At 36.9% G+C, this 12765-nt stretch carries 12 protein-coding genes; 1 reads left to right on the top strand and 11 read right to left on the bottom strand.

The features are described from left to right. Positions 1 to 15: 15 nt before the first annotated feature. Positions 16 to 873 carry an ABC transporter permease gene (locus tag AA0017_RS22345; protein WP_413382780.1) on the bottom strand — a complete coding sequence of 286 codons (858 nt, stop codon included), beginning with the start codon at positions 871 to 873 and terminating at the stop codon, positions 16 to 18. A gap of 672 nt (positions 874 to 1545) precedes the next feature. Here AA0017_RS22345 and AA0017_RS22340 point away from each other — a divergent pair. Beyond that, positions 1546 to 1731, top strand: a complete 186-nt coding sequence (locus tag AA0017_RS22340) for a hypothetical protein (protein WP_413378174.1) — start codon at positions 1546 to 1548, stop codon at positions 1729 to 1731. Between the two features lie 100 nt (positions 1732 to 1831). Here AA0017_RS22340 and AA0017_RS22335 read toward each other — a convergent pair whose 3' ends face one another. From AA0017_RS22335 to AA0017_RS22290, 10 genes are all read right to left on the bottom strand, one after another. After that, positions 1832 to 3529 (bottom strand): SulP family inorganic anion transporter, encoded by a 1698-nt coding sequence (locus AA0017_RS22335; RefSeq protein WP_413378172.1) that lies wholly within the window; start codon positions 3527 to 3529, stop codon positions 1832 to 1834. A 780-nt stretch (positions 3530 to 4309) separates the two neighbouring features. Next, a complete protein-coding gene (locus AA0017_RS22330; protein WP_413378170.1) occupies positions 4310 to 5398 on the bottom strand; it encodes a M24 family metallopeptidase in 1089 nt (362 codons plus the stop codon). 56 nt (positions 5399 to 5454) lie between these two features. Beyond that, positions 5455 to 6144 carry a cyclase family protein gene (locus AA0017_RS22325; protein ID WP_413378168.1) on the bottom strand — a complete coding sequence of 230 codons (690 nt, stop codon included), beginning with the start codon at positions 6142 to 6144 and terminating at the stop codon, positions 5455 to 5457. A 45-nt stretch (positions 6145 to 6189) separates the two neighbouring features. Further along, positions 6190 to 6555, bottom strand: a complete 366-nt coding sequence (locus AA0017_RS22320) for a VOC family protein (RefSeq protein WP_413378166.1) — start codon at positions 6553 to 6555, stop codon at positions 6190 to 6192. A 37-nt stretch (positions 6556 to 6592) separates the two neighbouring features. After that, on the bottom strand, positions 6593 to 7360 hold the full coding sequence (locus AA0017_RS22315) for a sugar phosphate isomerase/epimerase family protein (RefSeq protein ID WP_413378164.1): 768 nt from the start codon (positions 7358 to 7360) through the stop codon (positions 6593 to 6595). A 45-nt stretch (positions 7361 to 7405) separates the two neighbouring features. Further along, a complete protein-coding gene (locus AA0017_RS22310; protein WP_413378162.1) occupies positions 7406 to 8281 on the bottom strand; it encodes a carbohydrate ABC transporter permease in 876 nt (291 codons plus the stop codon). Positions 8282 to 8299: 18 nt separating this feature from the next. Then, positions 8300 to 9265, bottom strand: a complete 966-nt coding sequence (locus AA0017_RS22305; RefSeq protein WP_413378159.1) for a carbohydrate ABC transporter permease — start codon at positions 9263 to 9265, stop codon at positions 8300 to 8302. 213 nt (positions 9266 to 9478) lie between these two features. Continuing rightward, the gene (locus tag AA0017_RS22300; RefSeq protein ID WP_413378157.1) at positions 9479 to 10810 is read right to left on the bottom strand and encodes an ABC transporter substrate-binding protein; all 1332 of its coding nucleotides are present in this window, start codon (positions 10808 to 10810) and stop codon (positions 9479 to 9481) included. Positions 10811 to 10907: 97 nt separating this feature from the next. Then, on the bottom strand, positions 10908 to 11930 hold the full coding sequence (locus tag AA0017_RS22295) for a Gfo/Idh/MocA family protein (protein ID WP_413378155.1): 1023 nt from the start codon (positions 11928 to 11930) through the stop codon (positions 10908 to 10910). Between the two features lie 102 nt (positions 11931 to 12032). Beyond that, positions 12033 to 12752, bottom strand: a complete 720-nt coding sequence (locus AA0017_RS22290; RefSeq protein ID WP_413378153.1) for a ThuA domain-containing protein — start codon at positions 12750 to 12752, stop codon at positions 12033 to 12035. Positions 12753 to 12765 lie beyond the last annotated feature (13 nt).

Below are 12765 nucleotides of genomic sequence, written 5' to 3'. Positions count from 1 at the left end.
ATGAGATTCTCCCTTCTACCAAAGACTGGTTTCACTAGTTTTTTTAGCAACTCTATTGACGATAAGAAGAATGGTGAAATTGATCATCGTATTAAATAACCCAATTGCAGTGGAATAACTGATTTGATTTGACATGATCCCGATTTTATATACATAGGTCTCCAGTACTTCAGAGACAGGTATGTTCATTGAATTTTGCATTAAAAAGATCTTTTCAAATCCTACTCCTAATAAACTCCCTGCATTTAAAATTAATAAAATGATAATAGTCGGGAGCAGGTGTGGGATATCAATATTTCTAATTTGTTGCATCCGACTTGCCCCATCAATCTTCGCAGCTTCATATAGCTGAGGACTAACACCTGCTAGTGCCGCAATATAGATGATGCTATTCCATCCCGCATGCTGCCATACGTCCGAAAGCACATAGATCGAGCGGAAATACTCCGGTTTCCCCATAAAATTGATAGGCTCTAGTCCAAATAAGCTAAATACATTACCGACAAGTCCAGATGATGGAGATAAGAAAATCATAATCATCCCTACGACAACAATGACCGAAATAAAGTGCGGCATATACGCTACCGTCTGGATAAATTTCTTTCTGCCCGCATGTCTAATTTGATTAAATACTAACGCGATCATGATAGGAATCGGAAACCCTACAATTAATGAATAAAAGCTAATCAGAAACGTATTCCTCATTAAATCCCAAAATTGATGAGAGTTGATAAACCTTTGGAAATACTCTAACCCTACAAAGGTGCCACCCGTGATTCCTTTAGATGGATCAAATTCGCGGAAGGCTAATTGCAACCCATACATGGGAACATAATTAAACAAGAGAATAATCAGAAAAGCCGGTAGGACCATTAGATAAAGTTGATAATATAATTTAATATGGCTAACTAACCTAGGAATAAAACTCTGTTTTTCTAAGGTCAAGCTCTTCTTATTGTTAATCGGTCGTTCTAACAAAAAGTATCCACTCCCTTCTATAAAAGACAGTTAATCCAAAAACCTTATTAAAAACCCCCCATCATCAAAATTATGATTACCTAGTTTGCAAACCGAGGCCACTGAAAAACGGTCTACTCGTTAAAATAGGGTTACATTACATCCATTAGAAACTAAAACCTACTTTTTCAGTGGCCTCCACAAAACAGGTCGTGGTGATGAGTAGAATATTATCTTTCAACCTCATTTATGTAAACGCTCACATTTTTAAAAACCATTCATTTATTGAATTATCAAATATTGAATAGTGTTCAAAAATTGAATATAGTGTCTGCAGTTCGACAAGTGCCTATCACCTGTCGAAGAAATCACTCGAATAACGTTGAAAAAGCATCTTCGCAACAAGGATGCTTTTTTGTTTATGTTTCAAGTACAGACATCTTGCTTTAATTTCCACTCAAACCAGTTCACTTCCCCATACCTCCAAATAGATTATCCCTTCTTGCATTTCCTTTCTTTTTCTCATTTGACGGAAGGAAAATAAATATTCTATGATCCTTTTATTCATTATAAAAGTGGGGAAATTTGATGTTCAAAAAAATAATCACCTTTTTACTTATTGCCTATGTTGCCTTTTTAGGAATGGTTATCTTTCCTAATTTCTATGCCTTTTTATTTTCACCAGCTTTTCTTATCATCCTTCAGTTCATTCAATTTATAATCATCATTATTATTCTTGTTAAAATAAATGAAATAATGAAGAAGTTGAAATAGAATGAGTTGCTTGGTTCTGTCCAATTAAAAAAGCATCCGCCAGGGATGCTTTTTTTAATTATAAGACGCGTCGTTCGACAGATGCCTGTCATCTGTCGAATTAAATCATCCAATCCAAATACTCTTCCTGTTTTTCCATCCTAATCCCTTTAGCTTTCAACAGTTGTTCTAATGGCAAGTGATTCCGCTGTTCTTTGTATTTCTGATCCCAATGTACCGTATTGACTGTATCACGGATCGAACCTTTCATACTGGCAAACAACGTGACAATCCCTTTACTCCGGTAAAAATTAATCATTTCCTCTAACGTATCCACCGAAACCGTATCAACATCATTAACTCCTGACATATCGATGATTAACCACTTCGCCTTTTTCCTTGTTTTGAGGACCTCTTTTACTTTTTCTTCTACAAAAGAGATATTGGCAAAATGGAGGTTGGCATCAATTCTGAGAATAACAGCTTCATCTGATGTGATAGCTTCTCGGTAGCGCTTAATATTTCGAAACGTTTTCTCCCTTTTAACATAGCCTAATTCGACAATCGCTGGTTTCGAACTGCGATTTAATAACAACACTAACGTAAAAATCGCCCCAATTAAAATGCCCCATTGAATGCCGACAAATAATGTCACGAGAAAGGTTGTGACCCAAATCCAGCCTTCAAACGGCTTCACCTGGAAAAGATGCTTCATCTCTTTGAAGTCAATTAATTTATAAACGGCAACTAATATAATCGAAGCTAACACAGCGTTCGGTAAATAATAAAAGAAGGAGGTAAAAAATAATAATGTCACCATAACCAAAACACCCGTTATAACGGAGGCCATTTGAGTGGCTCCGCCTGATTGGTGATTGACAGCCGTTCTCGAAAAACTACCATTGACCGGAAATGATTGAAAGAAAGCCCCAATCATATTAGACAAACCTAAAGCTTTTAATTCTTTATTTGGATGAATTTTGTATTTTTCTTTTTTCGCAATCGCTTTTCCAATCGCTAAAGATTCCATAAAACCAAGCAAAGCAATCGTCACGGCCATTGGGAAAAGAAGTTTGACTGCCTCCAACGTGAATTCAGGCACAACAAGTTGCGGGAAGCCTTGAGGAACATCCTCTATTATTTGCACACCACTTTTATCTAATTGAAAGAAAAAAACGAGCAATGTCGACAAAGCGACGACCATTAATGCTCCAGGTAGCTTCGGAGCTTTTTGTTTTAAGATAAGTAAAAAAAGGATACTAATCATTCCAATGAACAACGTCACAAAATTAAGCTTGAGTATCTTTTCAAAAATTTCGATAAGAATAGAATGAACTTGCAAATGATTTCCAACTTGAATTCCTAACAGATGATTCATCTGGCTTAATCCAATGACAATCGCGGCGGCAGAAGTATAGCCATTCATCACCGAATGAGGAATAAATTTGACGATAAAGCCGAGTTTACTAATACCGAGCAAAAACTGGACAACCCCGACCATAACAGCCAGCAATAAAACAAGTGAAATATATTGCCCCGAACCCGGTTCCGCCAAAGTCGAGACACCTGAAAAAACAAGCAACGATGTAATCGCTACGGGACCAACAGATAAATGTTTGGAAGAAGAAAATAAAGCATATATAAATAACGGAACTGTCGCGGCATACAACCCCATAACTGGCGGAAGCCCCGCTAGCATCGCATAAGCTAGCCCTTGAGGAATGAGCATTACAAACAACGTGAGGCCCGCGAGCAAATCTCTCCTAAATAACTTTTGATGATAGAAGGTGTTTAAACTCTCCATTTTATCTTTAAACACTAGACACCCCTCCCCCTCCAATTTTATAGGAGAGACAGGTACCTGTCACCTCTTGAAATTGGTATTTGGAAGTCCGATAAATTATGATGTTCTTTTTTACTATTTACATGTAAAAAGATTAAATCCTAAAAAAGGTTTGTATGTGGCACCCAGCACCTTGAGTGCTTCCCTATGCCAGTTTGAATCGCCTCGATCTCTTTATCACGGATGTACTGTTTGATTTTCTTTTATAACAGACTTTCCAATAGGATATCATAGATTTCAAATCCTTTAGAAATTCTCTCGATATGAGCAGTACCCTTTGATTGTTTTGAAAAATGGAATGTCGTGTTTCCCTATTTTGTTTTCTTACTATGTAAATAATAGGTTATGACTGTATGATCAAAGTAGGTGTTTATATAAGATTCATATTCCTTTGGGCAGAAGTTTGCCACCGACTTCATTCAGGTAGTTAGGTCGCCCTTACTACCTTTACTTTCGCTCTGTTACTACTGACTTTGACCCTAGATCCTTCATCTATGCCAAGTACAAAAACAACAAGGCTTCGACAAATATATGCCAAAGCCTTGTAAATTAATATATACATTAGAAGAAAATTTTAGAAGATCTCCCACTCGTCGGTCAAACACCCTTACATTTTGTTGAAATTTTATTGTTCACTATAACCTAATCTACTTCATTATAAACATTACACTTTAGAACCCTCCCCCCTTGAACTCGAAATATATAAGTATTTGGATTGTATATTAGTTTATGTGAGTAGAGAGGGCACAAATTTCTTTACCACTTACGAATGAGAATATCTGGTCGTAAAATAAAACTATCGTCTACGTTGATTTCAATTTCTGGAAAATCACCTGTTCGCGTTAATATTTCATTTTCATTCGCAGTCACCAAAATTGTATCCTCTGATTTCACTCCGCTTATAGACGGGTTCCATGCGAAAGCCTGATCAGCCTCTACTATTTGCTTTGTTTGGGTATCGGCACGATACTCTCTTGGCAAATAGCCTGTTAGTCCCCCTTGATGGTGCAATCTCCATTCATTGTCATAGCCGTGCTCTTTATATTTTTCACAAAGGCCCTTAAATAACTCAGCAACCCTACGTTCTGGACGCGTTTCTTGAATAATTGTTGCATCTATTTTCGTAACTGCCCGATGTCTTTGAAGAACATCCGCAGATGCTTTTCCGAAATGGACTAACCTTGTGGCAGAAGCAATTAAACCTTTTCTACGTCCCCCAACTACAACCATCGCATATTGATCCACTATATTGTTTGTAGGCAATGGGTGTCGGTACTGAAAAATACGATGATCAGCAGCAATTAAATTCGTAACTGGTTCTATATTCTTTTGAATACAACGAAAAGATAAGTCAGCTGCCACTTCTAGCTCGCTGTCTCCTCTTTTTAGGTTATAACAAGTTTGTTCAAGTGCAACAGCCACATCTTTGCCTAGTTGCCTATATGAATTTTTCTCAGTTTCAGTAAGTGGATACCTTAAGTGAGATAAGTCTGAAAGCACATCTTCTTCATATATGAGCTTCTTGTTAGCCGGAATATATAAATTGATAATTCGTTCTATTTGATTTGATTCAAACCAGTTAAATTCATGTACTTCACAAGGAATATCAACGAGCTCTTCCTGTAAAAGTCGTTTTTTTTCTATATTATCCGTCCACACTATAAATTGGTCATTGCTAATCAGAAATTGTGCACAAGCCCTCTGTGATGCGATTCCAATGTACCCTCTACCTCCAGTCAGCCATGAGAAACTTGCCTGACTAGAAAGAAGTACAGCATCACAACTCTTTTTTTTCAACCACGCTCGAATTCTTTTTAACTTCCCTTGCAAATCATCATTAGCCAATCTTCACACTCCCCGATTACAATATAAGCGTTCGTCACATCCAACAACATTATCCTCTAGGAATGGGTTCCTTTTATGTTTATTTCAGCTACAACTGTACATGGTGCGCTATCTATACCTTCAATTAAAAGTGGCAACGCAACAACCCGGTTCAACGTATTATTATTTAATCCTTCAAAGTTTAAATCTTCTATAATAAATAAAAACCTCGATTGAAACTCGCCTAGTAAATATTGATGCGCCAAAGCTCCCTCTTTTCGGTGTGGATAAGATGATAAAGAAATCCAATCCAAAGCTACAGCTTTTAAATTTACGAAGTGTTCAACCAAATATTTACATGCATCTGATGTGATTCCTGGTCCATTTTCAGAATATCCCTTTGGATCCTCCCTTCTAAACTGTGAAAATCCAGTCCGAATCATTAACAAGTCTGCTTGTTCAATTTCTTTCTCGTATTTCATTAAGTCAGTTGTATGGATTAATTCACCGTACGTTTTCTCAATATCTATTAATAAAGGGGCATCATAAAAAAACATATTAATATCAGTCTCATATAATCTAGGTCCATTATCGACAAAATGGTTAGAGCCGTCCATATGTGAACCAAAATGGTTAAAAAATTCAATAATATACTGATTAGTGGTATCTCCATTTGCAATTTGCGTAAAGGGAGATACCTTCATTTTGGGATTATTTGGCCACCCTGGGTCATTACTATTCATTGGGTAAGAAATTAATTTTCTCATCATTTTCTCCTATCCAAATATTCTATCGCTTCACAGATTGCACTATTAAACATTAAATTCAATAATATTCCCATCCCTATCAGTCACATATACTTGATGCCAACCTGTCTTACTATTAGGTACTTCTTCATAATCTATTGAAGCTTCACGTAATTTTCTTGTCATTTCCTTCATATCGGTCACTCGAACAGCAAAATGACCATCACTTTTATCGATTTCTGTCGTTCTTCTAAGTGTTTTACCCTCATATTCTATTAAATGAAGTTGAGTAGAACCTATTTGGTACCAAGCACCATTAGATTTTAACTTTGGACGTCTACATTCCTTAAATTCTAGAATGTCAGTATAAAAAGTTCTAGCCCTATCCAGGTCAGTTACACTTAGTGAGACATGATGAATTCCTTCGTACATAGGTGATTACTCCCTTCTGTGACTTTAACCATACCTCTTACTTTTTTTCCAAAACAGCTACCATATTATTTAAATTATCTAAACTAATTTGTAGACTATCCATGGGCTCCCCCGAACATTGATCTTGTTCTACGACTAACCACTCGACCCCCGACCTATCGCACCACTTTAATATCGGTTCAAAATCAATCGATCCCGATCCAACCTCAGCAAACGTTTGTTCAGCATCATCAGTCATATCCTTTAAGTGAATAATCGGCATGCGATTCGCGTATTTTTGAATAAATGTCAGGGGATCTTTCCCTGCTTTTTTTAACCAATAGACGTCTAATTCAGCTAGTATCTGATTCGTTTCACTTGGTTCTATTAAGTATTCAAGTGCATTCTTTCCATATATTTCTGTTTCAAACTCAAATGCATGGTTATGATAACTTACTCTATAGCCTTTTGGTGCTAATTTATTGGCCGCCTCAGTTAGGGTCTCTTTTACGACCTTATAGCCTTTTTCATTTCTCCATTCTTCCGTCAAATATGGACAAATAAGATCTTTTGTATTAAATAACTCCATTTCTTTTACGATATTATCGAGATCATTTTGAATACGCTCGATCGAAAAATGCATACCAGCGGTCTTTATACCTAGCTCATTTGTAAGTTCGGCAATTTCTTCAGCTTTATAGCCTTCTGGAATGGTCATTTGCACAGCTGACCAGCCCATCTTCTTTAAATCTTTCAAAACACTCGGAAAGTCTTCTTTAATTTCGTTACGCAGTGTATACAATTGAACAGCAAATTTTTCTCTCATAGATAATCATCCCTTTACTAGATTTTGTAAATATGTTTTAACGGATTATTTCGATGCTGAAATCACAATGCCACGAATAAAATACTTTTGACAGAAGAAAAAAAGTAATAGAGGTGGTATGACGGCCACTAAAGAAGCTGCCATTAAAAGATGCCATGGAGTTTGACCAAACGCAGCAGTAAAGTTAGCCAGCCCTAAAGAAAGAGGATACTTACTTTGACTGTTTATATAAATAAGTGGCCCCATCAGGTCATTCCATCTGTACATAAATTCTAATATAGCTGCTGTTGCCATAGCAGGAACTGATAGAGGAAGGATAATTTTGAAATAAAGGGTAAAATACCCTCCTCCATCAATCTTTAAGGCTTCATCTAGTTCACGAGGAATTCCCATATAAAACTGACGAAGCAAGAAGATTAAAAAAGCACTACCAGCAAATGATGGAACAACAAGTGGCAAGTACGAATCCACCCAACCTAATTGGTTAAAGATCAGGTATTGTGGAATCATTACTACTTGAGGAGGAATCATCATTGTACTTAACACAATGGCAAACAGCACTGTTTTCCCACGCGCTCTTAATCTTGCAAAGGCAAAGGCAACTAAAGAAGAAGTAAAAACCGTTGCAAATACAGTGACTACCGTGTACCAACTCGTATTCCATAAATATCTAAGAAATGGAGCATCACGGAAAATCTGAACAAAGTTCTCCCACTGCAGTGGCCAAGGAATCCAAACGTTAGGAATGCTATGGACTTGACCGATTGATTTCAATGAAGTAGAAAGCATCCAAATAAAAGGGAATGCAAAAATAATTAGACAAATGATTAATAAACAATAAGAAAACACTTTTTCAGCGGGACTAAGTTCATCCGTTTTGAGTGGTTTTTGAAACCATTTCTTCGGAAGTAATTTTCTCACAACCCTCTCCTCCTTACTTTATCGTTTACTGTCGTATTCATAATGTACTGTTCTTCTTGAAATCCACAGGGCAAGCATAGTAAATACAAATATTATGAAGAATAATATCCACGCTTGGGCAGAGGCATAACCCATCCTAAATTGTGCAAATGCTGTTTCAAATAAGTAAAGAACGTAGAAGTAAGAGCCCCACTCAGGTCCACCTTGTGTAATCACATAAGCTTCTGTGAAGATTTGAAAAGTGTTAATAATCGCAATGATTGTATTAAACAATATAACTGGTGAAATCAAAGGAATCGTAATCTTTATAAACCGTGTGATTTTACCCGCACCATCAATAGCAGCAGACTCATACAACTCTTTCGGTAAACTTTGTAAACTAGCTAAAAAGATTACCATCGTCGACCCTAGCATTGTTAACCTCATTAACATAAAAGAGGGGACTACCCAAGTTGAACTGTTAAACCAACCCGGACCTGATATTCCGAATATTTGATAAATGGTTGCGTTAATTACTCCAAAATCTGGGTTCAATAACCATGCCCATAAGAAAGCGATGGATACCCCCGATATGATCGTCGGTGCATAAAAAAAGGTTCGAAAAAAAGCTTGACCTTTTACCTTTATATTTAAAAGTACCGCCAATAATAGACTAACAATGATTGTGAACGGAACAGCTAGAAGGACATAATAACCAGTTACTTTTAACGACTGATAAAAAAGATTATCTTGAAATAGCCTTGAATAATTTTGAAACCCGATCCATTCAGGAGAAGTTATGACATTATATGATGTAAAACTAATAAATAAAGATGCTACCATTGGGCCCCCAATAAAACATATGAAGCCAATAACCCAAGGGGAAAGAAACAACCAGAAAGCCAGCTGTTCTTTACTGCGCTCTGAGCCCATCTTCCTTTTTTTCGGTTTCTTAGTTTTAAGACTTTGCACAGCTGCTTCATTAATCTCACGTTGCACTCCCACTTTTTATTCACCCCTTTTTCCGTTCTTTTTTATAAGATATATTCATTCAAACGGTGTTTGAATGAATATATCTATTTCAACATTGAGTCTTTAACATTTTTTAATACTTTGAAACTTACCTAGTAAGGCAATCCTCACCGTTAGCAGCGCTTTATAAGCAAGATCCTTTACGTATGATCAGAACTTACTTTATAATGACTTTGGAGGCATTGACTAATCTAGTGCCCTTAGATTTTGCTCAATTGTCTCTAACCCTTTGTCAATTTCAATATTCCCACTATATATTGAATCCATTGTTTGATTTATCGTATTTAAGATGACAGAAAACCCCTCTATCAAATGATTATCTGTCGGTCGGCCATACCTTACTGATCCTTCATATGCTTCACTTAACTCTTCTTTTGAAATCTCAGCAAGACTGGTTGTCGCATCATACCATACATCAGCTATATCTAGATTGGCAGGGTACGACATCGCAATTTCAGCGTAACGTTTGCCTCCATACTCTGGATTCGTTAAATACTTAATCAATTCCCAAGACTCTTCAGGGTGCTTAGAGTCTTTACTAATCGTCCACGGATCAGCATAGACCGGAATTTCTCTTGTTCCATCAGGTCCAAATGGAATCGCAGCAACTCCCCACCTGAAATCAGCCTCAATATAGTTCCTAAATCCCCAACCACCTCCAATATTCATCGCAACTCTTCCCGTCATAAATGGATTTCCAATTTGTGAAACCGCATCTAATTGAGATGGATTAGGAGATACTTTATGCTCATAAATTAAATCATAAATGGCCTGTATTGATTTCTTGTTATTAGGATCTGATAAGATCTTTAACTCATCGATTTTTCCCGTTTCATAAGATTCTTCCGAAAAGAAATCTCCACCAAAAACCCACGCTGAGCGAGTAGGCGGCTGTTCATTAATGACGCCAAATACTTGATTATTTGGATCTCCAATATCCTTTGTAAGTTGTTTTGCCTTCTCTACCATCGCATCCCAATCCCATGATGTATCATCCCAATCAATAGGTGGATATTCGACTCCTGCTTCATCAAAAAGATCCTTGTTGTAAAATAGCAATGATGTTGTATTCGACATAGGTATTCCATAAGTGCCACCATCAACATTATAAATATCTGCAATATTTTCCGGAATTCCTTCTAACACTTTCGGATCTCTCTCTAAAAATTCGGTTAAATCTAATAGTGCATCCATGTTGTTATAAGTGGCAAATCCAGAGTTAGACCAGTTTGGAGACCACACATCAGGTACATTACGCGACGCGATCATTGTCGTTAAGCGTTGGTCAATTTCATCTTGGGGAACTAATTGCAAATTGACCTTAATATGTGGATTTTCCGCTTCAAACCCTTCAACCATTTCGTCGTACCACTTGGAAACAGCCGGATCACTCCGAACGAGCCAAGTGAGTTCAATTTCCGATGAGTTAGCTGCATCTGAATTACAAGCAGCTAAAAGAAAGGTCATCGACAACAATAAAACTACAATCAATAGGAACCCCTTTTTAAACGCTTTCATTATTTACCCTCCTAAAATTAAATGGAATGACAATAGTTCAAGATTTGTTTCCCTTCTCACTACAGCTGAATCACCCCCTTATTCAATCTACCTTTATCTAAGAGGTCATTTCATTAGTTTCATAGAGATCATGGAGACCAAAATGGTTAAATTCATCTAGCTTCACAATCATTTCGTTTTTAGCTGAGTAACTAGCAGCTAATACAACTTTTAAAGTATGAAGACCATCCTCCACTGTCGTTAGTATTTTTCCTTTATTCCCTGATTGAACAGCTTCATGAAAATTCTTATCAATATTTTGGACTTTATCTTGTGAATAGAACATCTCTTCTTTTCCAGGGGTTTTGACCATCAATTTTCCTCTCGTAATATGAATTCTTAATAACCTATTTTTTTGAATAATATCCAAAAAGGGTTCTTCTTCAAGCTCTTGATACAACCCATAAGTAGAATAGAAGTTTGCTACTGTATGGTTTTTGAACTTAGCCGTGATACTATAACCGTCCCAATTTTCTATTTCTCCAATTGTTACTTTTTGAGTAAAAGCAGCATATAAATGATCAAATTCACCTGAGAAATAACTACTTAAATTAATTAAATGTATGCTTTGATCGAATACCTGCCCTCCTCCCATATGCCGATAATGAAGCCATTTTCTTAATGGGACAGTCCAATACCATCTGCCTGTGATTAAGGTGATCGGTTCATCACCTACTATTTCTTTTGCCATCTTCACGATATCCATATGCTTCCATTGAAATCCGACCGAACATATAATACCAGCCTCATTAACAATGCGAGCAATCTCTTCGCCTTCTTCTACACTCGAAGCTAATGGCTTCTCAATATACAAATTAATTTTCTTTTCAGCAATTATCTTCACTTGTTGAACACGGTCTTTTACTGGTGTACAAAGATATATTGCATCTAACTTTTCTTTTTCAATCATTTCCTTGTAATCTGTATAAGCAATAGCCCCTGTCAAACGCACTAACTCATCGGTATTTTGTTCTATTTCATCGCAAACAGCTATTATCGATGCACCTTCAATTTGCTTTAACTGATTTACATGATGTAAACCCATTCTTCCAGTTCCTATAATTCCATATCTGACCCCCATGCCAGCACCCCCCGTATTTTTTCTCCGAATATCCTTCCACTTACCCATAGGTTCAAAACGTTTATAGCTTTCCAAACAATGAAGAAATCAGAATCGTTGATACTATTGCTTAACGGGTTCGATTGATTGCACATGACCGAATACCAATGGCTTTATCTCGGATGGCGCTGACCAATGAATACTGTTTTTTATCACTTTCAAAATATCTTGGTTATAATAGGTAGGATAAGTTTCATGTCCAGGTCTAAAGTAAAAGACTTTCCCTTTACCACGTGTGTATGTGCAACCGCTTCTAAATACTTCTCCACCCGTAAACCAACTAATAAAAATCAGCTCATCTGGTTCAGGAATGTCAAAATATTCTCCATACATTTCCTCATTTTCTAATTCAATATAATTGCCAATTCCCTCTACAATCGGGTGATTGGGTTTAACCACCCATAGTCGTTCTTTGTCCCCTTCTTCTCGCCATTTCAACCGACAATCTGACCCCATTAATTTTTTGAAAATTTTAGAGTTGTGACCAGAATGCAAAACAATTAATCCCATTCCATCGAGAACTCGACGGTGTACTTTTTCAACAACTGCATCATCTACCTCGTGATGATGCATATGCCCCCACCAAAGCAGAACATCGGTATCACGGAGAACTTCATCAGTTAAGCCATGATCGGGTTGCTCTAAAGTCGCCGTTTTTACGTCAAGCCCTTCACCAAGTAAATAATTCCCAATTGCATTGTGAATCCCGTCCGGATAAACTTTTCTAACCTCATCGAACTTCTTTTCATGAACATATTCATTCCAGATCGTTACTCTAACCATTTTCTTTGCACTC

It is taken from the genome of Alkalihalobacillus phoenicis (assembly GCF_047302405.1).
GTDB lineage: Bacteria > Bacillota > Bacilli > Bacillales > Bacillaceae_D > Alkalihalobacillus.
The sequence above is the reverse complement of the archived record's forward strand: the minus strand, read 5'-3'. Positions and strand labels throughout refer to the sequence as shown.

Coding starts and splice junctions, on each gene's coding strand:
- AA0017_RS22340 (WP_413378174.1), top strand. CDS start 1,546: ATGTTCAAAAAAATAATCACCTTTTTACTTATTGCCTATGTTGCCTTT.
- AA0017_RS22345 (WP_413382780.1), bottom strand. CDS start 873: ATGGTCCTACCGGCTTTTCTGATTATTCTCTTGTTTAATTATGTTCCC.
- AA0017_RS22315 (WP_413378164.1), bottom strand. CDS start 7,360: ATGAGAGAAAAATTTGCTGTTCAATTGTATACACTGCGTAACGAAATT.
- AA0017_RS22290 (WP_413378153.1), bottom strand. CDS start 12,752: ATGGTTAGAGTAACGATCTGGAATGAATATGTTCATGAAAAGAAGTTC.
- AA0017_RS22295 (WP_413378155.1), bottom strand. CDS start 11,930: ATGGGGGTCAGATATGGAATTATAGGAACTGGAAGAATGGGTTTACAT.
- AA0017_RS22320 (WP_413378166.1), bottom strand. CDS start 6,555: ATGTACGAAGGAATTCATCATGTCTCACTAAGTGTAACTGACCTGGAT.
- AA0017_RS22300 (WP_413378157.1), bottom strand. CDS start 10,810: ATGAAAGCGTTTAAAAAGGGGTTCCTATTGATTGTAGTTTTATTGTTG.
- AA0017_RS22325 (WP_413378168.1), bottom strand. CDS start 6,144: ATGAGAAAATTAATTTCTTACCCAATGAATAGTAATGACCCAGGGTGG.